General features: G+C 67.2%; 12 protein-coding genes and 2 pseudogenes. 9 read left to right on the top strand and 5 right to left on the bottom strand.

Annotated features, from left to right (window positions below):
* Positions 1-51 precede the first annotated feature (51 nt).
* Positions 52-498 carry a response regulator gene (locus KI242_RS21285; protein ID WP_212805542.1) on the top strand — a complete coding sequence of 149 codons (447 nt, stop codon included), beginning with the start codon at positions 52-54 and terminating at the stop codon, positions 496-498.
* Positions 499-574: 76 nt separating this feature from the next.
* Here KI242_RS21285 and dkgB read toward each other — a convergent pair whose 3' ends face one another.
* Positions 575-1,378 (bottom strand): 2,5-didehydrogluconate reductase DkgB, encoded by an 804-nt coding sequence (gene dkgB / locus KI242_RS21280; RefSeq protein ID WP_072444609.1) that lies wholly within the window; start codon positions 1,376-1,378, stop codon positions 575-577.
* Positions 1,379-1,599: 221 nt separating this feature from the next.
* Positions 1,600-2,508, bottom strand: a complete 909-nt coding sequence (locus tag KI242_RS21275; protein ID WP_026020155.1) for a LysR substrate-binding domain-containing protein — start codon at positions 2,506-2,508, stop codon at positions 1,600-1,602.
* 97 nt (positions 2,509-2,605) lie between these two features.
* Between KI242_RS21275 and KI242_RS21270 the strand changes: the two genes are divergently transcribed.
* From KI242_RS21270 to KI242_RS21260, 3 genes and pseudogenes are all read left to right on the top strand, one after another.
* Positions 2,606-3,481: a pirin family protein gene (locus tag KI242_RS21270; protein ID WP_103290772.1), complete on the top strand. Its 876-nt coding sequence runs from the start codon at positions 2,606-2,608 to the stop codon at positions 3,479-3,481.
* A gap of 146 nt (positions 3,482-3,627) precedes the next feature.
* Positions 3,628-4,253: pseudogene (gene ycaC, locus KI242_RS21265) on the top strand (isochorismate family cysteine hydrolase YcaC).
* Between the two features lie 133 nt (positions 4,254-4,386).
* A complete protein-coding gene (locus KI242_RS21260; RefSeq protein ID WP_015636404.1) occupies positions 4,387-5,829 on the top strand; it encodes a mechanosensitive ion channel family protein in 1,443 nt (480 codons plus the stop codon).
* A 351-nt stretch (positions 5,830-6,180) separates the two neighbouring features.
* Here KI242_RS21260 and KI242_RS21255 read toward each other — a convergent pair whose 3' ends face one another.
* A complete protein-coding gene (locus KI242_RS21255; protein WP_041119235.1) occupies positions 6,181-6,945 on the bottom strand; it encodes a helix-turn-helix transcriptional regulator in 765 nt (254 codons plus the stop codon).
* A gap of 99 nt (positions 6,946-7,044) precedes the next feature.
* Between KI242_RS21255 and KI242_RS21250 the strand changes: the two genes are divergently transcribed.
* The 3 genes from KI242_RS21250 (at position 7,045) to KI242_RS21240 (ending at position 10,405) form a co-directional block, all read left to right on the top strand.
* Complete coding sequence (locus KI242_RS21250) at positions 7,045-8,178, top strand: MFS transporter (RefSeq protein ID WP_053152838.1); 1,134 nt, start codon at positions 7,045-7,047, stop codon at positions 8,176-8,178.
* Positions 8,179-8,327: 149 nt separating this feature from the next.
* Positions 8,328-9,401 (top strand): NAD(P)-dependent alcohol dehydrogenase, encoded by a 1,074-nt coding sequence (locus KI242_RS21245; RefSeq protein ID WP_053152835.1) that lies wholly within the window; start codon positions 8,328-8,330, stop codon positions 9,399-9,401.
* Between the two features lie 92 nt (positions 9,402-9,493).
* Positions 9,494-10,405 (top strand): universal stress protein, encoded by a 912-nt coding sequence (locus KI242_RS21240; protein ID WP_011062349.1) that lies wholly within the window; start codon positions 9,494-9,496, stop codon positions 10,403-10,405.
* Between the two features lie 14 nt (positions 10,406-10,419).
* On the opposite strand, the gene KI242_RS21235 is transcribed toward KI242_RS21240, so the two are convergent.
* Positions 10,420-11,157: a Crp/Fnr family transcriptional regulator gene (locus KI242_RS21235; protein WP_011062348.1), complete on the bottom strand. Its 738-nt coding sequence runs from the start codon at positions 11,155-11,157 to the stop codon at positions 10,420-10,422.
* Positions 11,158-11,225: 68 nt separating this feature from the next.
* Positions 11,226-19,911, bottom strand: a pseudogene (locus KI242_RS21230) (glucoamylase family protein).
* 497 nt (positions 19,912-20,408) lie between these two features.
* Here KI242_RS21230 and KI242_RS21225 point away from each other — a divergent pair.
* On the top strand, positions 20,409-20,792 hold the full coding sequence (locus KI242_RS21225; RefSeq protein WP_053152829.1) for a DUF2946 family protein: 384 nt from the start codon (positions 20,409-20,411) through the stop codon (positions 20,790-20,792).
* A 118-nt stretch (positions 20,793-20,910) separates the two neighbouring features.
* A complete protein-coding gene (locus KI242_RS21220) occupies positions 20,911-23,079 on the top strand; it encodes a TonB-dependent receptor (protein ID WP_053159557.1) in 2,169 nt (722 codons plus the stop codon).
* The last annotated feature ends 45 nt before the right edge of the window (positions 23,080-23,124 follow it).

The raw sequence follows: 23,124 nt of genomic DNA, 5'->3' as shown, positions 1-23,124 counted from the left end.
GAGTAGGGCCGGTATTCGCAGTGCCGAAGTCTTGTCAGCAGGATCAGAAAAATGTCCAACAGAGCATTGCGCATATTGATTGCCGATGATCAGCACTTTCGTCGCATGCAGATCGAAAGACCCCTGAATCAACTGAACTATTACCGAGTGGCCCCGGTGCACAGGCTGGAGGAACTGCTGACGCTGGTGGAGTATTCCTGCGAGTCGTTCGACCTGCTGATCATCAACGCCAACCTGGCTGTCCGCAGCGATTTCGACCTGCTGGCTTTCTGCCTGGACCACCCGCATATCGAGCAAGCCCTGATCTACGGCAGCCAGCATCTTGCCGCCACTTCCGGCAGCCGGCGGTGCAAGGTGCATGTCAGCCCGGCCGAATGGCCGGACAGCGCGGCGATCAAGCGCCTGATGCTGTGGGTGGACCCGCCATTGCCCGATGCCTCCGGGCCTTCCCGGCAGCGGCTGGTGCAATCGCATGGCCATTGGGGCAGCCCGAACTGACCGAGGTTTGCACACCCCACGCCAAACGGCATCCCCAGGGATGCCGTTTGGCGTTTTTGTCAGCGCCGTTCGCGCTTCAGTCCCACTGCGGGGCAATGCCTGCCGGGCTGGTCAGGCGTTGGCCGCGCTCCAGGCCGGCGATGCTCTCAAGCTCCGCGCTGCTCAGGGTCAAGGCGCAGGCTGCGAGGTTGCCTTGCAGGTTGGCCCGGCGGGTGGAGGAGGGGATTACCGCATAGCCCGACTGCATGGCCCAGGCCAGCACCACCTGGGCCGGGGTGGCCTGGCGTGCCTGGGCGATCTGCAGGATCAGTGGGTCCTTGAGCACTTCGCCATAGGCCAGGGTCATGTAGGAGGTGATGTGAATGCCCTGGCTGCGGGCGAATTCCACCACCTTGCGGTTCTGCAGGTAGGGGTGCAATTCCACCTGGTGGCTGGCGATCTGCTCGGCCCCGACGGCATCAATGGCTTGCTGCAGCAAGGCATTGCTGAAGTTGGACACGCCGATCTGCCGGGTCAGGCCCTGGGTCTTGGCTTCCAGCAGGGCCTGCATGAACTCCGCCACCGGCACCTGGTTGTCTGGCGAGGGCCAGTGGATCAGGGTCAGGTCCAGGTAATCGGTGCGCAGCTTGTGCAGGCTTTCCTTGAGGCTGGGGATCAGGCGCTCCCGGGACAGGTTGGCGATCCAGATCTTGCTGGTGATGAACAGCTGGTCGCGGGGAATGCCACTGGCGGCCACCGCGGCGCCGACATCGGCTTCGTTGTCGTAGATCTGCGCGGTATCGATGGCGCGATAGCCCAGTTCCAGGGCGCTGCTCAGGGAATCGATGAGCACCTGGCCCTGAAGGCGGAAGGTGCCGAGGCCAAAGGCGGGTACAGACATGGGTCACTCCGGGCATTGCAGTGGGATTGGCCGGCAGTATCCGTACCTGCGTTGCCGAGAAAAACCGCCGCCGGCACAAAGGAATATTGCCCCGCGTTCACGAATCCACCTGCCCCTGTAGGAACCCGCTTGCCGGCGAATCGCGCAACCCAGGCACGAACCCCACAGGGAGGCTGCCCAACCGCCACCGCCTGGCCGCTCCAGGCGCTTGCTTCTGAGCCTCAGGCCATGTCGCTGTGGCTGAATTCCTCCCCGAGAAAGTCGATCAGGCTGCGTACCGAAGGCAGCAGCCCTCGGCGCGAGGGGAAGATCGCATGCACGATGCCGCACCTTGGCGCCCAGTCGGGCACCAGTTCCAGCAGTCGCCCGGCCTCCAGGTCTTCACGCACCACCACCTTGGGCAGGTGGGCGATGCCGATGCCCGCCAGCACTGCATGGCGCAGCGCCAGCAGGTCGTCGGTGACCATCCGCGGTCGGTGGCGGATCAGTGCCTCGGCGCCGTCCGGGCCCAGCAATTGCCATTGATATTCACGTTGCGCCGCACCCCAGTGCACGCTCGGCAAACCGCTGAGGTCGGCCGGTGTTGCCGGGCCCGACAGGCGCTGGAGAAAATCCGGGTGGCCCACCAGGCACTGGGTGCTGTTGCCCAGCACCTTCATCACCAGGTCGGTGTTTTCCAGGGGCGGGAAGCGCACCCGCAGGGCGATGTCGAAGCCCTCGTGGATCAGGTCGACCCGGCGGTTGGTGCTCTCGATGAACAGTTCCACCAGGGGGTACTTGAGCATGAAGCGGGTAAGCATCGGCCCCACCCAGGAATTGAGCAGGGCCGTGGGGCAAGCCACGCGTACCAGCCCCTGGGGTTCGGAGCGGTTGCGTTCTATGACCTCCGCCGCGCCCTCGGCTTCCACCCGCATTGCCAGGCAGCGCTGGTAGTACTCCTGGCCGATCTCGGTCAGCGAACAGTGGCGGCTGGTGCGATGGATCAGGCGCACTCCAAGGCGTTCCTCCAACTGGGAAATCCGCCGGCTGAGCTTGGACTTGGGCATGTCCAGGGCCCGTCCCGCGGCGGCAAAGCCACGGTGCTCCACCACCTGGGTGAAGTAGTAGAGGGTGTTCAGATCTTCCAAGATCGTTCTCCAGATAGAACGCTAAGGGTGATTTTTGCAGTCTAGCGCGGCAAAGGTCTGAGTTTTAAGGTGTGTCCATCAGATAGTTCTGGAGGACGACATGAAAAACATCATCGGCATCTACACCAGTCCACGGCCCCATTGGGTCGGTGACGGCTTCCCGGTCCGTACCCTGTTTTCCTACGACAACCTGGGCCAGCACATCAGTCCGTTCCTGCTGCTGGATCACGCCGGCCCCGCGCAGTTCAGCCCCACCAGCGCCCGACGCGGCGTCGGCCAGCACCCCCATCGCGGTTTCGAAACCGTGACCATCGTCTATGACGGCGAGGTGGAACACCGGGATTCCACCGGCAGCGGCGGCAAGATCGGCCCTGGCGATGTGCAGTGGATGACCGCGGCCTCGGGGATCCTCCATGAGGAGTTCCATTCCACGGACTTCGCCCGGCGTGGCGGCAACCTGGAAATGGTCCAGTTGTGGGTCAACCTGCCGGCGAAGGACAAGCTCGCGGCGCCCGGTTACCAGACCATCGTTGCGGCGGACATCCCGCAGGTCCCGCTGCCGGGCAATGCCGGCAGCCTGCGCCTGATCGCCGGCGAGTTCGATGGCCACCAGGGCCCTGCACGGACTTTCACCCCGATCGACGTCTGGGACATCCGCCTGCAAGCCGGCAAGCACCTGGACCTGCCTCTGCATTCGGGGCGTAACAGCGCCCTGGTGGTATTGCGCGGCACGGTGCAGGTCAATGGCCAGGAGCTGGTGCGCGAAGGTCAGCTGGCGCTGCTGGAGCGTGACGGCCAGGACATCAGCCTGGAGGCCAACAACGACGCGATCGTGCTGTTGCTCAGCGGCGAGCCCATCGACGAACCCATCGTCGGCCACGGCCCGTTCGTGATGAACAGCGAAGAAGAGATTCATCAGGCCTTCGTCGATTTCCAATCGGGACGCTTCGGCCAGATGGACGCAACCGGTCACTGACCGGTTGCACTGGCGCGGCGGGCATTGGCCACCAGGCTTTGCCAGTCGCGTGTTACTCCCCGACGCCCGCCGTTACCCCGGCGGAGCGTGCCACGGGTTTCATCCAAGCCGGGTCTTCCGGCATCGATCATTAGCGAGGACTTCACATGACCACTGCATACAAGCGTCTGGACAAGGATAACGCCGCCGTTCTGCTGGTAGACCACCAGGCCGGCCTGCTGTCGCTGGTCCGCGATATCGAGCCCGATCGTTTCAAGAACAACGTGCTGGCCCTAGCCGACCTGGCCAAGTACTTCAAGTTGCCGACCATCCTCACCACCAGTTTCGAAACCGGCCCCAACGGCCCCTGGTGCCGGAGCTCAAGGCGCTGTTCCCCGATGCGCCGTACATCGCCCGCCCGGGCCAGATCAATGCCTGGGACAACGAGGACTTCGTCAAGGCGATCAAGGCCACCGGCAAGAAGCAACTGATCATCGCCGGCGTGGTTACCGAAGTGTGCGTGGCGTTCCCGGCGCTCTCGGCCCTGGAAGAAGGCTTTGAAGTCTTCGTGGTTACCGACGCTTCCGGCACCTTCAATGCCCTGACTCGCGATTCGGCCTGGAACCGCATGTCCAATGCCGGCGCCCAGTTGATGACCTGGTTCGGCCTGGCCTGCGAGCTGCACCGCGACTGGCGCAACGACATCGAGGGCCTGGGCACCCTGTTCTCCAACCACATCCCCGACTACCGCAACCTGATGACCAGCTACAACACCCTGACCCAGGGCCAGTAATCCCTGAGTCGCGGCGGGCCCTGCGCCCGTCGCCCGATCCCGGCCCGGGGCGCACGCCCCGGGCTTTTCCAGCTATACCTGCTCCTGCGTCTTTCGTGCGATCGTGCCGTCTTCGTCATGCCGGAGTGCCTCGATGTCTTCCCTGTTCAGCGATCATCCGTTGTTGGCCGCGCTGTTCCTGCTGTTCCTGGATATGCTGCTCTGGCGCCTGATCGGCAGCCGTGGCGACTACTGGAAGCTGGCGGTACGGGTGCTGATCTTTTCCCTCTACAGCCTGATGCTGTTCAACCAGGGCATGAACCCGATGCAGGCCGCGCCCTGGCCCGACGACGTGCCCCTGCACCTGGCCGCCACCGGCCTGGAAATTGGCTGGTGGCTGTTTGGCGCGCGGACCCTGACGGTGTTGCTGGGCACCCTGATGATGCAGCGGGTGGGGCATACCGGGCGCCTGCTGCAGGACCTGATGGGCGCGGTGATCTTCCTCATCGCCATCATCGCCGCCCTGGCCTATGTGCTGGAACTGCCGGTCAAGGGCGTGCTGGCCACCTCCGGGGCCTTGGCGATCATCGTCGGCCTGGCCCTGCAAAGCACCCTCAGCGACCTGTTTTCCGGGATCGTCCTCAACACCACCAAGCCCTACCAGATCGATGACTGGATCGCCATCGACGGCACCGAGGGGCGGGTGCTGGACATCGACTGGCGCGCCACCCGGCTGCAGACCTCCCAGGGCAGCATGGTGGTGATCCCCAACTCTCTGGCGTCCAAGGCCAAGATCACCAACTTCAGCCGGCCGGTGGATGTTCATGGCCTGTCGGTGAGCGTGCAGGTCAGCCCCCACGCGCGCCCGCAGAAAGTCATCGAGGCCCTGGAACGGGCCACCCTGGGCTGCCGCCTGCTGTTGAGCACCCCGGCGGCCAGCGTGGCGATGAAGAGCACCAGCAGCAGTGGCGCGGAATACGAGATCAGCGGTTTTGTCGCCGACATGGGGCACAAGCGCGAGGTGCGCAACCAGCTGTTCGACCTGGCCTTCCGCCATTTGCAGGCCAGCGGCATCGGCCTGTTGTCCGCCAGCGAGACCAGCGGGCCTGCGCCCCTGTCGCGGCCCCGGGCGCTGCTGGACGCGTCGAGCATCTTCTCCACCCTGCGCCAGGATGAGAAGGACACCTTCAGCCAGAACATGCACCTGCAGACCTACCGTGCCGGCGAGACCATCCTGGCCCAGGGCGAGGTCAGCGATCACCTGTTCATCATCGAATCCGGAGTGGTTTCGGTGACCATGCAACGCGACGGCAAACCCTTCGAGGCCGGGCGCATGGGGCCGGGGGAGGTCATCGGCGAAGCCGGCGTGGTGGCCGATCAAGCCACAGTGGCGCAGTTTGCGGCCAAGACCTTCTGCAGCCTCTACCGCATCGACAACGAGTTCCTCAAGCCCTGCCTGGATGCGCGCCACGACATCAACGAGGCCATGAAGAACCTCCTGGATTTTCGCCGGCACATGGCCCAGACCCTGTCCCAGGCTGCGCCCAAGCCTGTGCCCAGGAAGGGTTTCCTGCAATGGCTGCGCAGCCGCACCTGAGGCGCCGGCCACCCCAAGCCCCGGCCCGGCCCGGGCCTGACAATGTCCCTGACATCGCCGCGTCTGCGCGCAGCCGTTCGCAGCCTGCGGCAGCGGCTACAAAAGTCGCCGAACGGCACTGGCCCTGTAGCCGCTGCTGAGCCTGCGAAGCTGCGCAAAGCCCGAAGGGCCTTGCCTGGCGATCTCCCGTCATGCCTCGCCAAGGCGCTGGGCCGCGACGGCATTGGTCTCCTCAAGTTCCCCGATAGCGGTCATGGGCCTGGGTGCGCGCGGCACGTAACGTAGCCCCACCTCGACCCGTGCTGTAGCGGTGGGCTTTCGCCACATCCCCCAGGAATGAAAGGTGCGGGCTTACTTGAAATACGCCCGCGGCGTGGTGCCGGTCATGGCCTTGAAGAAGGCGATGAAGATGCTGTCGCTGGCAAAGCCCAGTGCGCAGGCGCTGTAGCCGATGCCGCGGCCTGTGGCGAGCAGTTCGATGGCGCGCATCAGCCGCCACTGCTGGCGCCATTGCTGGTAGCTCAGGCCGGTTTCACGCTGGAAGATCCGGCCGATGGTGCGGCTGCTGGCGCCGACCCGGGTGGCCAGTACCTGCAATTGCGGTGGCAGTTGCTCCAGGTCCGCCAGCAGCGGTTGCAGGCGTTTGTCCCGGGGCAGGGGCAGCGACAGGGGCTGGTGCAGGGCCTGGCGGATTTCCTCGATGCACAGGCCCAGCAGGTGCGGGTAGCGGCCCTGGCTCCAGTCGCAGTCGAAGGCGGCCTGGGCCATGGGTTCCAGCACGGCCTGGAGCAGCGGGCTGACCTCGATCACCGCCACTTCGGCCGGCAGGCGCCGGCTCAGTTCGGCGCTGAAGTACAGCGAACGGTAGTCCACGCTCTGCTGCATTTGCGCGCGGTGCGTGACCCCCGGGGGAATCCACGCCGCCCGCGAGGGCGGCAGCAGGCACAGGCGATGGTCCAGGGTGATCCGCGTGCAGCCCTGGCGGGTGTACAGCAATTGCCCGCGGCGGTGGCGGTGCAGGCCGGAGTCGTGGTCGCCGAGGGTCGCGGCGATGCCCAGCAGGGGGGCGTCGAAGCGGTCGGGGTCGAAGAGTGCCTGTGGTTCGAGCCAGGCCATGATTGGCGTACTTCCGATGTTTGTTGGCAGGGTTGCGATAATACGCCAGGCGCCGCTGCCTAGAATCGCCGGCATGTTTTTTTTGCCGAGCACTGCCTGATGAATCCCCGTTCCCTGTTGCCCCTGGCCCTGGCCCTGCTGATGTTCCCGCAGCTCGCCCAGACCCTCTACAGCCCAGCCCTGGCCGATCTTGGCCGGGCCTTTGGCGTGGCCCCCGCGCAAGCGGCCCAGAGCCTTTCGGTGTTTGTCCTGGGGTTTGCCCCGGGGGTGCTGCTGTGGGGGCGCTTGAGCGATCTTTGGGGCCGGCGCCCGGCCTTGCTGGGTGGCCTGACGCTGTACGTCCTGGCCATCGGGCTGCAATTGCAGGTGCAGAGTTTTACCGCGCTGTTGCTGTGCCAGGCCCTCGCCGCCCTGGGCGTGGCGGCGGGCTCGGTGGTGACCCAGACCCTGCTGCGCGACCTGTTTCGCGGCAGTGAACTGGTGCGGGTGTTTTCCCTGGTGGGCATGGTCCTGGCGGCCAGCCCGGCCATTGGCCTGTTCAGTGGCGCCGGGCTGGTGCGGGCCTGGGGCTACCAGGGCGCGCTGGCCGGGTTGCTGGTGCTGGCCCTGGCCTTGCTCGGCTGGTGCGCCCGGGCCTTGCCGGAAACCCGTGCGCCGGCGCCGCACCTGGCGCCTCTGGCCGGGACCTTGTGGCAGATGCTCAGGGACCCGGGCATCTGGCGCTCGGCGCTGCTGGTGGCGCTGTTCAATGTGGCCTTGCTCAGCTACTACAGCCTCGGGCCGTTCCTGTTTCGCGACCTGGGGTGGGGCGAGCAGGGCTTTGGTTACAGCGGTGCGGGCCTGGCCCTGGCTTCGGGGCTGGGGGCCTGGCTCAATCGTCGGCTGCTGGGGCGGGGCTGGTCCGGTGACACCCTGCTGCGGCTGGCGGCCCTGGCGGTGACCCTGGGTGGCCTGGGGGTGACAGCGCTTGGGCACAGCCTGTGGTTGCTGCTGCCCATGCTCGGCGTGGTGCTGGGCTTCGGCCTGGCCATCCCCAATATCCTCGGCTCGGCGCTGGCGGCCTACAGCGACCGGCTGGGCAGCGCCGGGGCCGGGTTCGGCCTGTTCTACTACCTGCTGATTGGCGTCGGGTTGCTGCTGGTGGGCTGGGGCCAGGCCCTGGGGCCGACCCTGGGCCTGTGCGGGGTTGCGGCGCTGTTGTTGTGCCTGGTGCCGCGCCGGCAGCAGGGCTGAAGGGCGAGTTTGCGACACACGGTCGCCCCAGCGGCCGCCAAGGGGCCATTGTTTGACCATGATCAAGCCCTTCCCCGGGGTATCCGCGCAGTCTGTCAGCAGACCTGCGGATTCGCGCAGACCCCTTCCCGGCAATGGAGATCGGCAACATGGCCAAGATGAAAGCAGCGGTATTCGTGGAGAAGAACCGCATCGTGCTGGAAGACAAGGACATCCCCGAAATCGGTCCGCTGGACGCCCTGGTGCGGATCACCACCACCACCATCTGCGGCACCGACGTGCACATCCTGCGGGGTGAATACCCGGTGGCCAAGGGCCTGACCATCGGCCACGAGCCGGTGGGGGTGATCGAGCGCCTGGGCTCCCAGGTGCGCGGCTTCCACGAGGGCCAGCGAGTGATCGCCGGGGCCATCACCCCCAGTGGCCAGAGCTACGCCTGCCTCTGCGGATGCGGCTCCCAGGACGGCCCGGACACCCGTCACGGCTTTCGCGCCACGGGCGGCTGGAAGTTCGGCAACACCATCGATGGCTGCCAGGCCGAATACGTGCGTGTGCCGGACGCCCTGGCCAACCTGTGCCCGATCCCCGACGGCCTGAGCGATGAAGAAGTGCTGATGTGCCCGGACATCATGTCCACCGGTTTCTCCGGCGCCGAGCGTGCCGAGGTGAACATCGGCGACAGCGTGGCGGTGTTCGCCCTGGGCCCCATCGGCCTGTGCGCGGTGGCCGGAGCAAGGCTCAAGGGTGCCACCACCATCATTGGCGTCGACACCGTGGCCGCGCGCATGAGCGTGGCGCGCGGGCTGGGGGCGACCCATGTGGTGGACTTCAAGCAGGGCGACGTGGTCAAGCAGATCATGGACCTCACCGACGGTCGCGGGGTCGATGTGTCGATTGAGGCCCTGGGCACCCAGGGCACCTTCGAGTCGGCGCTGCGGGTGCTGCGCCCGGGGGGCAAGCTGTCGAGCCTTGGGGTTTATTCCAGCGACCTGCGCATTCCCCTGGATGCCTATGCCGCCGGCCTGGGCGACCTGAGCATCCTCAGCACCCTGTGCCCGGGCGGCAAGGAACGCATGCGCCGGCTGATGGAGGTGGTCGCCAGTGGCCAGGTGGACCTCAAGCCGCTGGTGACCCACCGCTTCAAGCTCGACGATATCGAGGCCGCCTACGAGCTGTTCGCCAGCCAGCGCGACGGCGTGATGAAGATCGCCATCACCCCATGATCCGTGCCACCGGGCGCCCTTGATACCGATCAAGGCGCCCGGCAGCACGGCATTCCACACTCAAGCTCACGTATCGCCCAAGGAGGAGCACCATGAGCCAGTACCAGCGTCTGTTGCTGATCGCCGATCCACAGCAGCACCAATCCCCCGCGGCGCGCCGTGCCGTTGCCCTGGCCCGGGCCAGCGGCGCGGCGCTGCACGCCCTGGTGTTCGTCGAACCGCCGGCGCGCACCTACCTGTGGGAAGAACACCTGGAAGACAGCGAGCGCGAAGCCTACCTGCAGCGCCACGAGCGCTGGTTGCAGGTGGAAGCGCAGTGGATGGCCGAGGAGGGCGTGCAGGTCACCACCCAGGTGATCTGGAGCACCCAGGTGCTCAAGGACATGCTCGCCTACATCGACGAGTTCCGGCCTGACCTGCTGATCAAGGACGTGACCCTGGAGTCGGCCCTCAAGCGCGTGTTCGTCACCCCGCTGGATTGCCACCTGCTGCGCGAGGCGCCGGTGCCGGTGCACCTGGTCAACGACGCGCCGCACAAGCTGCCCCGGCGGATTGTCGCCGCGGTGGACCCGGCCCAGTCCGACACCCAGATCCGCGGGCTCAATACGCAGATCATCCAGACCGCCCACGCCCTGGCCCTGCAATGCGACGCCCAGTTGCACCTGCTGTACGCCTACGACCTGATGCCGATGCTCGATGGCGTGGCGCCGGTGGCGTCCACCGCCTGGAGCGTCAACTGCCTGGACGAGTTGCGCGACTCCCTGCACAAGGAATTCGAACGCCTGGGGGATGAGCACAACGTGCCCCAGGAATTCCGCCACTTCATCATGGGCCCGCCGGTGCCGGGCATCGCCCAGTTCGTCGACGAATACCTGGTGGACGTGGTGGTCATGGGCACCGTGCACCGCACCGGCTTTGGCCGCTTGATCGGCAGCACCACCGAACGCGCCTTGTACTCGATGCCGGGGAGCATCCTGGCGGTGAAGGCGTCTGGCGCGGCCTGACACCCACGCCCGTTTCAGTCCGGATCGGCGCGCTTGCTGCCAGGCAGGTACGGCAGCAAGCGCTCGGTTTCCTTGCGCACCACCCCATAGCACTCGCAGCTGTGCTGCTCCAGCCGCGGCCGGTCAAGCACATTGATCCGGCCGCGGCTGTATTCGATGATGCCCTGGCGCTGCAGTTTGCCCGCGGCTTCGGTCACGCCTTCGCGACGCACCCCGAGCATGTTGGCGATCAGTTCCTGGGTCATCACCAGCTGGTTGCCCGGCAGCCGGTCCAAAGACAGCAGCAGCCAGCGGCACAGTTGCTGGTCGATGGAGTGGTGGCGGTTGCACACCGCGGTCTGGGCCATCTGGGTGATCAGCGACTGGGTGTAGCGCAGCATCAGCAGGAGCATTTCGCCGTGGCGGTTGAACTCGTCCTTGAGGCGCTGGCCGGGCAGGCGCAAGGCGTGCCCGGCGCTCTGCACGATGGCCCGGCTGGTGGTGCTTTCGCCGCCCATGACCAGGGCCACCCCCACCAGCCCTTCGTTGCCCACCACGGCGATTTCCGCCGAGGCGCCGTTCTCCATCAGGTACAGCAGCGACACCACTGCATCGGTGGGGAAGTACACGTGGCGCGGTATGTCCCCGGACTCGTAGAGCACCTGGCCCAGGCTCAGGGCCACCGGCTTGAGGTGGGGCAGCAGGCGCTCCTGCACCGCCGCCGGCAGTGCATTGAGCAAGTGATTGGGCCCGTGCCCAAGGTTGTCGAACATCTCAGAACCACCGGATGGCAAGGCGTCAGCGCTCACTCAGGGTAGTCCAGGGTGTGGCCGGGTGTCTGTCATGGTGCCGGCTCCGTATGGGTCGCTGTTGGGGTATGCCCGGCCTGCGCGGGCAGGGCGGCGGGCCAGGTGAGCAGCACCCGGCGCGTACTGCCGTCATCCAGCAGCGGTATGGCCAGCCCCACCAGTGGCCGGCCGTCCAGGCTCAGGCTGAGGGTGGCGCCGGGGTTCTGCCGCACTTCAATACGGTAGAGCGTCTCGCCGAACCGATAGTCCAGGCTGTAGCCCGGCCAATGCGCCGGGATCACCGGTTCGATGTACAGGCTCTGGCCTTCGCGGCGCAGGCCCAGCAGCGACTCGACGATCAGCCGGTAAGTCCAGCCCGCCGAACCGGTGTACCAGCTCCAGCCGCCGCGCCCGGTGTGGGGCGCCACGCCATAGACGTCGGCGGCCATCACGTAGGGCTCGACCCGGTAGGTGGCGACCTGTTCGGCACTGCGCCGGCTTACCGGGTTGATCATGTGCAGCAGCTCCCAGGCCCGGGCACTGTCCCCCAGGCGGGCGAAGGCCATGCTGGCCCAGACCGCGGCATGAGTGTACTGGCCGCCATTTTCCCGCACCCCGGGCACGTAGCCCTTGATGTAGCCCGGGTCCAGGGAGCTGTGGGCGAACGGTGGGTCGAGCAGCAGCACCACGCCGCTGTCGCGACGCACCAGGTGCTGGTCCAGGGAGGCCATGGCCTGGTGCTGGCGGGCATCGCTGGCGGCGCCGGACAGCACCGACCAGCTCTGGGCGATGGAGTCGATGCGGCACTCCTGGTTGCTGGCGCTGCCCAGGATCTGGCCATCGTCGAACCAGGCGCGGCGATACCACTGGCCGTCCCAGGCCTGGCTGTCGAGGGCGGCGCGCAAGGCCAGGGCCTGGGCGCGGCACTCCCGGGCGAAGTCCGGGTCCTGGTGCTGCTCGGCGGTGACGGCAAAGCGTTGCAGCACTTCATGGCCGAAGAAGCCCAGCCACACGCTTTCCCCCAGGCCGTGTTCACCGACTCGGTTCATGCCGTCGTTCCAGTCCCCGGTGCCCATTAGCGGCAAGCCGTGGACCCCGCGCCGCTGGCCGTGCTCGATGGCGCGCCGGCAGTGCAGGTAGAGGCTTTCCCGCAGCCCGCTGGCCTGGGGCAGGTCGTAGTAGGACTCTTCCCCGGAATTGAGCAGGCGGCCTTCCAGGTAACCCACTTCGACCTCCAGCACGCTGTGGTCGCCGGTGATCTGTACATAGCGGCTGGTGGCCAGGGGCAGCCACAGGAAATCATCGGAGCAGCCGGTGCGCACCCCGCGATTCTGTGGCGGGTGCCACCAGTGCTGGACGTCGCCCTCGGGATACTGGTGGGCGGCGCACAGCAACAGGTGCTCGCGGGCCAGGGCCGGCTCGGCGTGGATCATCGCCATGCTGTCCTGCAACTGGTCGCGAAAGCCGATGGCTCCGCCGGACTGGTAGAAACCGCTGCGGGCCCAAAAGCGGCAGGCAATGGTCTGGTACATCAGCCAGCCGTTGGCCATGACGTCGATGGCCGGGTCCGGTGTGCGCACCTGTACCGCGCCGAGGCTGCGCTGCCAATGCTGGTGCACGGCCGCAAGCTCGGCCTGCGCCATCTGGCTGCCGCGGTACTGCAGGACCCGGCGGGTGGCGGCCTTGGCATCCACTTCGGCCCCAGGCGGAACAGCACCTCCCGGCTCTGGCCGTCCTCCAGTTCCAGGCTCACCTGCATCGCCGCGCAGGGGTCGAAACCGGCACCGGAGCGCCCGGACAGGCGCCCCCGAGTCAAGGCTGCCGGCGCCGCGAGGCTGCCGTTGCGGCCGATGAACTCACTGCGATCGCCGGTGAAGCTGCTGACCTCGGCGTCCGTATCGAGAAACGCCACGTGCCCGGAAAACTCCATGTTGTAGGGGTTGCGGGCGAACAGTGCGCCGCTCACCGGGTCGCTTTCGCTGACCACGTGCATGGCCGAGCGGCTGCGGGACTCTCCCAGCACCCATTCCACATAGCAGGTGGCCGACAAGCGCCGTGGCCGACCGCTGAGGTTGCGGATCTTAAGCCGCGAGAACTTGATCGGCGCCTGCAGCGCCACATAAACCGTGAGCTCGCTGTGGATGCCGTCCTCTTCATGCTCGAAGACGCTGTAGCCGAAGCCGTGGCGGGTGCGGTAGCTGCCGCTTCCGGGGCAGGGCTGGGGAGTGGGCGACCAGACCCGCCCGCTGTCTTCGTCGCGCAGGTACAGGGCCTCGCCGCTGGGGTCACTGACCGGGTCGTCGTGCCACGGGCTGAGGCGGTATTCGTGGGCGTTCTCACGCCAGCTGTAGGCGCCGCCGGTTTCCGAAATCACCGTGCCGAACAGCGGGTTGGCGAGCACGTTGGCCCAGGGCGCGGGCGTCGGCTGCCCGGGGTTGAGGGTGATCAGGTATTCACGGCCGTCGCTGCTGAAACCGCCGTAGGGGGTTTCCAGGATCAGCTCTGGCGCTGCAGCGGTGCTGGCTCGGCTGGCGGGTGGTGGCAGGCGTACCAGGGGCGCTTCCAGGCGCGGCAGCGAAGGGTCGGCGCGGCGCCGGTGGACTTGTTCGGCGAGGCTGCCGCGGCTGTCGCTGACCACCAGGCGCGCCACCGCCAGCATCAGCGTGCGGTCCTCGCCGGACAGTTGCTGGGCCGGGCGCACGAAGATGCCCCCGGGCGGTCGATCAGGCTGGCTTCGCTGCCGGAGGTCACCAGGCCCATGATCAGGTCCTGGAGCTGCTGGCGGTAACCCGCCTGGTCCTCGTTCCAGATCACCAGGTCCACCGCCAGGCCTTTTTGCCGCCAGTAGGCGTGGGCCTTGATCAACTGCTGCACCAGGGCAATGTTGGCCAGGTCGCCCACTTGCAGCAGGACGATCGGCAGGTCGCCGGAAATGCCCTGGCCCCAGAGCCCGGACTGGCTGCGCCGGTTGGCCTGCAGCAGGCTGTTGTCGGCGCGCAGGGTGGCGTTGGCGTAGAGCAGCGAGGCCGCCATCTGCTGGAACAGCCGGGCCTCGGCCAGGGATGCGTTGAGCTGGCGCAACAGCACCTGGCTGTGGGTCCAGGCCAGGTCGAAGACCCGGTCCGCCAGGTGCCGGTCGCGGTATTTGTGGATCAGTTGCAGGCAGTGTTCACGGCTTTCGGCGACCCCGGTCACCAGGTCGATGGTGGCGCTCTGGCCGGGGTCGAGGGTGATCCGGCAGCGGATCGCCACGATCGGGTCGAGCACCGGCCCGGCGCTGCCCGAGAGCCGTTCGGTCTGTGGGTCCAGGGCCTGGGGCGCGGCCAGGTCGCGGCCACGGCCGATAAAGCGCGCGCGGTCGGTTTCGTAGGAAATCGCGTCGATGTCCACGCCGTGGGCCGCCAGCAGGTGGCACATCCAGGGCACCGGCTGCTCCTGGGAACGTGGCCGGCGGCTGCAGACGATGGCCTGCCAATCGGGCAGCAGCTCGGTCTCGATGAACAGGTTGCTGAAGGCCGGGTGGGCGGCATCGCTTGGAGCCGGGGCCAGCACCACTTCGGCGTAGCTGGTGAGCTCGATGCTGCGGCGTACCCGGGCGCGGTTGCAGATGTGCAGGCGGCGCAGCTCGATGGGGTCTTCGGGGGACACGACGATTTCCGTGTGGCTGTCGAAGTCCTGTTCACGCACGCGGAATTCGGCCCGGGCGTCGGTGAAGATCGCCTCAAAGCTTGAAGGGTGGCCTCGGGTCGGCTGGTAGGCGGCGGACCAGAACGTGCCGCTGGCCACGTCCCGCAGGTAGCAGAACTGGCCCCAGTGATCGCGGGTCGGGTCTTCGTGCCAGCGGGTCACCGCCAGCTCGTTGCAGCGGCTGTAGCCGCCGCCGGCGCTGCTGAGCATGACGTGGTAGTGGCCGTTGGAAAGCAGTTGCACCGCCGGGCGCTTGCGGTCCGGGTCGGCGAACACCCGCAGTTTGTTCTCGTGGGCCCGGGCGGCTTCGTCGGCCGCCGGGGCACCGGCGGCATGCAGGTACTGGGCGGCGGTTTTCGGCACTCGTTCCTGCAACAGCAGGGCGATGGCCTGGAACTGCGGGTCGGATTCGAAGCGCCGCTGCATGGGCTGGTCCAGCAGCAGCCATGCCAGGGACAGCAGGCTCATGCCCTGGTGGTGGGCCATGAACGATTGCACCACGGCATGGTTCTGGCCCCGGGGCAGGCGCGACTCGGTGTAGTCCACGGCTTCATAGAGGCCGAAGCGGCCCTGCAGGCCCAACTGGGCCAGGCGCTGCAGGTTCTGGCAGGCTGCCTGGGGCGCCACCATCAGCGCCAGGACGCTGGCGTAGGGCGCCACCACCCGTTCCGCGCCGAGGCCACGCTTGAGCCCCAGCCCCGGCACGCCGAACGCCCGGTACTGGTAGTTGAACTGGCTGTCGATGGTGTTGTAGCCCGACTCGGACACGCCCCACGGCAGGCCCAGTTGCTGGCCGTGCTCGATCTGCAGGGCCACGGCGGCGTGGCAGGTCTGGTCCAGCAGGGTGCCCTGGTAACTGGGCATCACCAGCATCGGCATCAGGTATTCGAACATCGAACCGGTCCAGGACAGCAGCACCGGGGTACCGGCGCTGCTGGTGAGCAGGCGGCCGAGGGCAAACCAGCTTTCCTGGGGCAACTGCCCCTGGGCGATGGCGACAAAATGGGTCAGGCGCACTTCCGAGGCCAAGAGGTCGTAGTAGCCGGCATCCAGGCGGTGCTCGTCGGCGTTGTAGCCGATCACCAGCAGATGGCGCCGGGTGTCGTAGAGGAAGCCGAAATCCATCTGCGCCATGCCGGTCACCTGCTCCAGCAACTGGTTCACCGCGGTGCAGCGTTCCAGCGCCAGTTTCCGTAGCGCGGCGATCCGCCCATGGTGACGGGGCAGCCAATAGTCGGTGTCCAGCTCGGCCAGCTGGCGCCAACTGAGGAGGCCGAAGCGGCGACCGTCGGCCATGGGCGGTGGGGTGCGCCAGAGCAATTCGTCATGCAGGTCGCGACATTGCGCGGTCAGCGCCTGGTGCCAGAAGGCGCTGTCATCGGATGCCTCGCCGTGGGAGTCGACGGCGCTCTCGCCAATGCGTTGCAACAGGCCCAGCAGGCCCTCGGCGCTGACCCCGGCATGCAGGCTCAGGTGTTCATGCACGGCGCGGGTTTCCAGGCGCCAGCGCAGTACGGCCGCGGTGTCCTGACCCGCTGCGGTGAGGGCGTCCTGGAGCACGTCGAGGCAGTCCAGCAGGCCGTTGGCGATCTGCACCGGGGACGGCGGGCTGTCCCTCAGGCCCTGCAAGCCCGGGCGCAGGGTCAGCAGCATCCCGGCCAGGTTGCCGCTGTCTACCGTGGACACATAGCGCGGTGGCAAGGGCTCCAGGCTCTGGGTGTCGTACCAGTTGTAGAAGTGCCCGCGATAGCGCTCCAGCCGGCCCATGCTGGCGAGCATCCGTTCCAGGCGCTGCAGCAGCCGGCTGCTGCTCAGGTAGCCGAAGTCATGGGCCGCCAGGTGCGCCAGCAGGGCCAGGCCCAGGTTGGTGGGGGACGTGCGATGGGCTACCCGCTGCTGGGGTTGCTCCTGCAGGTTGTCCGGGGCCAGCCAGTTGTCCTGGGGGCCGACGTACTGGTCGAAAAAGGCCCAGGTGCGGCGGGCCAGGCTCTGCAGGAAACGCCGCTGGCCCGTGTTGGGCACGAAGGCCACCTGGCTGGCGGGGCGGCTCAGCCACCAGGCCAGGGCCGGGCCGGCCAGCCAGGCCAGCAGCAGGGGCACGGCCACCAGCAACTGTGGGCGCGGCCACGACAGCCCGGCCAGGAGCAACGCCAGGGCCGGGCCGACCCACATCCGCCGGTAGAGCTCCAGCAGGCTGTCATCGGGGCCGCGTTCGGCTTCCCGGGACGGTTGCCATTGCAGGCGATACTCCTTGCTGATGCTCATGCGCCATAGCGCGCGGCCCAGGGCACCCAGGCTGTAGGCCACCTCATGGGGCAGCCAGGCCAGGGGCAGCAGCGCCCGGGACAGGTGCTGGCCGGCTGTGCCCAAGGCGGCCACCAGATGTTGTTGCAGGGGTACATCCGGGGTCTTTTCCAGCAGCTCGCGAAAGGCCGCCGACAGTGGCAGCACCAGCAGCAGAATCAGCACCGCCAGGGTCCAGGCCACGGGGTGGGTGGCCCCCAGCCAGCCCCACAGCAGCATGCCCAGCAGGGCCATGGGCTCCAGGCTGCGGCGCAGGTTGTCGAGGATCTTCCAGCGCGCCAGGGGGCTCAGGCGATTGCTTTCCAGGCCTCCACCGGCCTTGGGCGACCAGGGCAGGAGCCACGGCAGCAGTTGCCAGTCACCGCGGATCCAGCGCTGGCGGCGCTTGACGTCGGCGCTGTAGCGGGCCGGGTATTCCTCGAACAGCTGCACATCGCTGAGCAGCCCGGAGCGGGCGTAGCAGCCCTCGATCAGGTCATGGCTGAGGATCCGGTTGTCGGCGAAGCGCCCGCCCAGGGTCTGCTCGAAGGTGTCTACGGCATAGATGCCCTTGCCGACGAAGGAGCCTTCCTGGAACAGGTCCTGATAGACGTCCGATACGGCGCGGGTATAGGGGTCGATCCCGGCGTCGCTGGCGAACAGCCGGGCATAGGCCGAACGGGCGGTGCTCGACAGGCTGATGCCGACCCGCGGCTGGAGAATCCCGTAGCCGCTGACGATGCGCCCGCTCAACGGGTCGGCCAGGGGCCGGTTCAGGGGATGGTCCATGGCCCCCACGCATTGCTGGGCCACGTCCCGGGGCAACTGGGTGTCGCTGTCCAGGGTGATCACGTAGGTGATTTCAGGCAGTGCCTGGATATCGCCGACGATCAGCGAAAAACGCTCCCGACCCCGGCCGCGCAGCAGGGCATTGAGGTCTTCGAGCTTGCCGCGCTTGCGTTCGTGGCCCATCCAGCAATGTTCCGCCGGGTTCCACAGGCGTGGCCGGTGCAGCAGGTAGAAGCGCTCCACGGCTTCTTCGGGGTACTTCAGGTTCAGCGCCTCGATCCGTTGCCGGGCCAGCATCAGCAGGCCGGCATCGGCGTCCAGGGTTTCGCTGGGGGCGTCGAGAAAGTCGCTGAGCAGGGCGAAATACAGCTGGGCGTCGCGGTTGGCCAGGAAGCGCACTTCCAGCCCTTCCACCAGCTCCTCGACATCCGCCGTGCAGCCGATCAGGCAGGGCACTGCCACCAGGGTCCGGGCTCGGGGAGCAATGCCTTCGCTGTAGTCCAGGCGCGGCAGGATGCCGGGGGCCACGGTCAGGGTCACCAGGCCGTTGATCAGGCCGATGGCCAGCCGGCTGGCGAGCAGCAGCGCCGGCACCGCCAACAGCCCCAGCCAGTAGTGGCCGGAAGTCGCTTCCTGATACAGGGCACTGAGGAAGGGCCAGGCGAACAGGGCCGAGAGCAGGATCACCGGCACCAGGAAAAAGCCCAGGGGCGCCTGGGTCAGCAGGCGGCGGCCACGTTCAGCCAGGGGGACTCGGGCGCCGATCTGCTGTTCCAGGGTGCGCCGGCCAGCGCCGATCAGGTAGTGACCGACGTGGCCGGCCACGGCTTCCGGCGCCTCGGCGCGGTACTGGGCGCGGGCCAGCTCGATGCACTGGCGGGCCACCTGTTCTTCACTGTGGCGGCAGTGCCGGGCCAGGCGTTCGAGCACATGGCGGTAATGGTCGCGGGTGGCGAAATCCATGCGTCGGTAGACCCCCGCGGGGTCCTGTTCCAGTACCTGTTCGACCCGGCTCATCAGCTCGACGAACTCGCGCCAGTTGCTGGCCGAGAGCAGGCGCAAGCTGGAGATGCTGTTGCTGATGGAGACCTGGTCGGCGGCCTGCTGCTGGGCGTCGAGCTGCACCAGGCGCTCGATGTTCAGCCCGGTTTCCCCCAGCAGTTGCTCGATCCAGGCCAGGGGCAGCACCAGGGCCGCGTTCTGTCCTTGCAGGCGACGCGCCAGCTCGGCGACGAAGGCGGCGGTCATGGGCGGTGCCGAGCGGGCCATGTCGGCCACCGCCAGCACCACGCTCTTGGCGTCCTGCTCGGCGGTTTCCATCAGGCGGTCGGCCCAGTCGTTGGCCAGGTTGCGCTCGCTCCAGTTGGCCATGACCCGGAAGGCCACCCGGCGCAGGTTCTCGATCAGGGCCAGGCGCAGCATGATGGGGATTGCCCATAGCTCGCCGAGCATCAGCGGGGTGACGCTCTGGTAGCTGTCGACGAAGCGCCCCAGGCTGTCGGTGTCGACCCGGCCGTCGCCGTGGGAAATGGTTTCCAGGGCGATGTCATAGACCCGCGGCAGGCCCGCAGACTGGCCGTTGGCCAGGCGCGGCAACTGCCGGCTGTAGCCCCGGGGCAGGTGGGTGCGGGTGATGCGGATCTGTTCTTCCAGCAGGTAGTAGTTGTCCAGCAGCCATTCCGCGGCGGGGGTGGCCCGGGGTGAGGCGTGGGTGGCGGCGGTCAGGCTCTTGCAGCAACTGGCCAGGGCGCTGGCGTTGTCCGCCAGGCGGGCCAGCAGCCAGTCCGGGGTGCGGCTCGGGCTCAGGCGATGCTGTTGCGCCAGCAGGGTGCCGTGGCGGGCCATCTGTTCAGTGCTGAACAGCTCCGAGCGCAGCGGCGCCTGGTATTCGACGCTGTTGCGCGAGGCCTTCCATTGGCCGTATCGGGCGGCGGGCAGCCGCCAGAACCTCAGGAATGCGTGGGTCCAATGACTGTCCATGTTTTCCTTGGCATAACAGAGCCGTCCCTCGGCACGGGGTGCGAGGGAGGGCCGGGAGCGGGGCGTGCGGTCAAATCGAGGCACCGTCGCGACGAGCGTGTCAGGCAAAAATCTGCAACCTTGAGGTTGCCGGGCAGAGGCGAGGGTTGTCTGTGCGCTGGGGCACATAGCCTGGCGATAAGGATGAAGGGTGACGCTGCTTGTAGCCGCTGCCGAGCTTGCGAGGCTGCGACAAGGGCCGCAGGACCTTCAGCGCTCTCAAGAGCGGCGCCTGCTTCGCAGTCGTTCGCAGCCTGCGGCGGCTACAGGGACCGCATGGGCTGGGAGCTGCTTTGAAGGTGAGGCGATGCGCTTTCTTTTTAGTTCTGGTCCGACACTGCACTCTTCGGGAGTCGGCTATAAAGCTCGCCACAACCTCACCGCTGGCAGGCCCATGAGTCTCGCTTGCCCTGCATGGGTGATTTTCCGCCGCTTTTTTCACTGTTAATCTTGCCGCCATGACCCATGCCTCCCCCCATCGCCCCCACATTGCCTGGACGCTGTATTTCTGCGTGCTGTTCAACGTGTTCGTCTGTGGCCTGGGCCACGGGCAGATGGCCGGGCTGGAGCTCAATGGCGTCGGCGGGCAATTCTGTTCCGCCATGGGCAACCCGGGCCCGGCCCTGGACGGCGACTTCAGCGATCAGGCCGCCGCCGGTGGGTTGAGCACGTTCATGTGCCCATTGTGCTCGGCCGTGAGCCTGGGCATCGCGCTGCTGTTTTGCCTGGGCTGGATGCTGCGCCGCCAACGCCCGCCACGGCTGGGGGGCGAGCAGCGCAGCAAGGCGCCGCCGCGTTCTTGCTGGCCTGCGCTCAATCCCCGGGCACCTCCTCTGGGCTGACTCGCTCCGGCGACCGTCATCGGCGGTCGCGCTTTCTCGTCCTCCGGCACTAGCTGCACGGTCGCTCCGGCGACTGCTGCCGGACGCTGTTCGATGATTTTTTTTCGAGTCCGAGTCCATGAAACACCTCAATCGCTCCCCCCACTGCGCGGCGCTGTGCTGCGCCCTGTCGTTCAATGCCCTGGCCGACTCCCCGCTGGAGTTGCCGCAGATGCGCATCAGCACCGACGAAGAACGCAAGGTCGGCCTGCAACTCGATACCCAGGGCAGCACCGGCTCGCGCCTGGGCCTGACGCCCCGGGAAACCCCGGCTTCGGTCAGTGTGGTCAACCGCCAGCAGATCGAGCAGCGCGGCGCCGCCAATACCCAGGACATCCTGGCCAGCGTGCCGGGGATGAACGCGGCCTCGTCCCCCGGGGTGCCGGGCTTCGTGTCCTATCGCGGCTTCTCCGGGGCGCAGATCACCCAATTGTTCAATGGCATCAGCGTGCAGTACGACTCCATCGCCGCGCGCCCGGTGGACAGCTGGATCTACGACCGGGTCGAGGCCGTCGGCGGGCCGTCGAGCTTTCTCTACGGCGCCGGCGCGGTGGGCGGTTCGATCAACTACATCACCAAGCTGCCGTCGCGCACCGAATCGTTCAATGAAGGGCGGGTCAGCTATGGCTCCTACGACAGCACTGAAACCTCCTTCGGCTTCAACCACGCGCTGAACGAGGGGGCCGGCCCGCGGCATTACGCGCGCCTGGACCTCAGCCACACCACCAGCAACGGTTATGTCGACCGTGAACAGCGCGACGCCTGGACCACGGCCTTCTCCCTGCTGACGGATTTCAACGACCAGCTGTCCCACACCCTGGCCTACGAGTACCAGGACGAGCGCGTCGACAGCCCCTACTGGGGCACCCCGGCGCTGAACCCGTTGGGGGGCAAGATGGAGGTGGACAAGAGCCGGCGCTTCGAGAACTACAACGTCCGTGATGGGCGTTACGAACAGCGGGTGCAGTGGTTGCGCTCGATCATCGACTATCAGGTCGATGACCGTACTTCGCTGCGCAACACCCTGTACCACTACAACGCCGACCGCGAATACCGCAACCTGGAGACCTACGCCTACAACAGCGACAACAGCCAGGTGGTGCGTTCCGGCATCCTGCTCCAGCGCCACGCCCAGGAACTCAATGGCAACCGCTTCGAGCTGCTGCATCACAACACGCTGTTCGGCCTGGACAGCCAATGGTCGGCGGGCATCGACTACAGCCACAACGTGATGAGCAACTTCCCGCGCTCGGTGTCGGGCTCACTGCCCGGCGTTGATCCGGGCGATTTCGACCCGGGCAGCTTCTGGGACTTGCCCGGCATGCAGCGCGGCTTCGACAAGAACCGCCGCAACCAGGTGGACACCTGGGCCCTGTTCCTGGAAAACCGCCTGCAACTGAGCGAGCGCCTGTCCCTGCTCAGCGGCCTGCGCCACGACCAGATCGACCTGCAGGTGACCAACTACCGCGCCGTCACCGAGGCCAACCCGGCGTTCTTCCAGCGTAAATACCGCCCGACCACCGGGCGCCTGGGGCTGGTCTACGAGCTGACCCCGGCGGCCAACGTGTACGTGCAATACAGCACCGCCGCCGACCCGCCGGCGGGCATCCTGACCACCGCCAGCTATGGCCAGGTGCGCGACTTCGACCTGAGCACCGGCAACCAGTGGGAGGTCGGCAGCAAGTTCGATTTCCTCGACGGCCGCGGCTCGGCGACCCTGGCCGCCTACCGCATCGAGCGCAAGAACCTGTCCACCGCCGACCCGAGCAACCCCGGCAGCAGCCAACCGGTGGGGCAGCAGTCTTCCCGGGGCGTGGAACTGGCGGCATCGCTGCGGGTGACGCCCAGGCTGCTGGCCGAAGGCAACTTCGCCTACGTCGATGCCCAATACGACGAGTTCTATGAAAACGTCGGCGGGCGCCCGGTATCGCGCAAGGGCAACAGGCCTACCAACACCCCGGACAAGGTCGGCAACCTGTGGCTGACCTATGACCTGGCGCCGTCCTGGCAGGTGGGCAGCGACGCCCGCTACGTGTCTTCGATGTACGCCAATGCGGCCAACAGCCGCTACGCGCCGGCCTACACGATCTTCGGTGCCTTTGTCGGCTATCAGGTGAACGCCGATACGCGGATCACCGGGCGGGTGCGCAACCTCACCGATCAGGTCTACGCCCGCACCACCGCGCCGAGCCAGCTGTACCTGGGGGCGCCGCGGACCTTCGAACTGGCGCTGCAAACGCGCTTTTAACCTGAGCCAGCGGGGCGCCCGGTGGCGCCCCGCGCATCTGCGAGT

The sequence above is a fragment of the Pseudomonas sp. Eqa60 genome (genome assembly GCF_018326405.1).
Taxonomy (GTDB): domain Bacteria; phylum Pseudomonadota; class Gammaproteobacteria; order Pseudomonadales; family Pseudomonadaceae; genus Aquipseudomonas; species Aquipseudomonas protegens.
This window is presented reverse-complemented; position numbering and strand designations above follow the sequence as displayed.

Coding starts and splice junctions, on each gene's coding strand:
- KI242_RS21285 (WP_212805542.1), top strand. CDS start 52: ATGTCCAACAGAGCATTGCGCATATTGATTGCCGATGATCAGCACTTT.
- dkgB (WP_072444609.1), bottom strand. CDS start 1,378: ATGTCTGTACCCGCCTTTGGCCTCGGCACCTTCCGCCTTCAGGGCCAG.
- KI242_RS21270 (WP_103290772.1), top strand. CDS start 2,606: ATGAAAAACATCATCGGCATCTACACCAGTCCACGGCCCCATTGGGTC.
- KI242_RS21260 (WP_015636404.1), top strand. CDS start 4,387: ATGTCTTCCCTGTTCAGCGATCATCCGTTGTTGGCCGCGCTGTTCCTG.
- KI242_RS21255 (WP_041119235.1), bottom strand. CDS start 6,945: ATGGCCTGGCTCGAACCACAGGCACTCTTCGACCCCGACCGCTTCGAC.
- KI242_RS21250 (WP_053152838.1), top strand. CDS start 7,045: ATGAATCCCCGTTCCCTGTTGCCCCTGGCCCTGGCCCTGCTGATGTTC.
- KI242_RS21245 (WP_053152835.1), top strand. CDS start 8,328: ATGGCCAAGATGAAAGCAGCGGTATTCGTGGAGAAGAACCGCATCGTG.
- KI242_RS21240 (WP_011062349.1), top strand. CDS start 9,494: ATGAGCCAGTACCAGCGTCTGTTGCTGATCGCCGATCCACAGCAGCAC.
- KI242_RS21235 (WP_011062348.1), bottom strand. CDS start 11,157: ATGTTCGACAACCTTGGGCACGGGCCCAATCACTTGCTCAATGCACTG.
- KI242_RS21225 (WP_053152829.1), top strand. CDS start 20,409: ATGACCCATGCCTCCCCCCATCGCCCCCACATTGCCTGGACGCTGTAT.
- KI242_RS21220 (WP_053159557.1), top strand. CDS start 20,911: ATGAAACACCTCAATCGCTCCCCCCACTGCGCGGCGCTGTGCTGCGCC.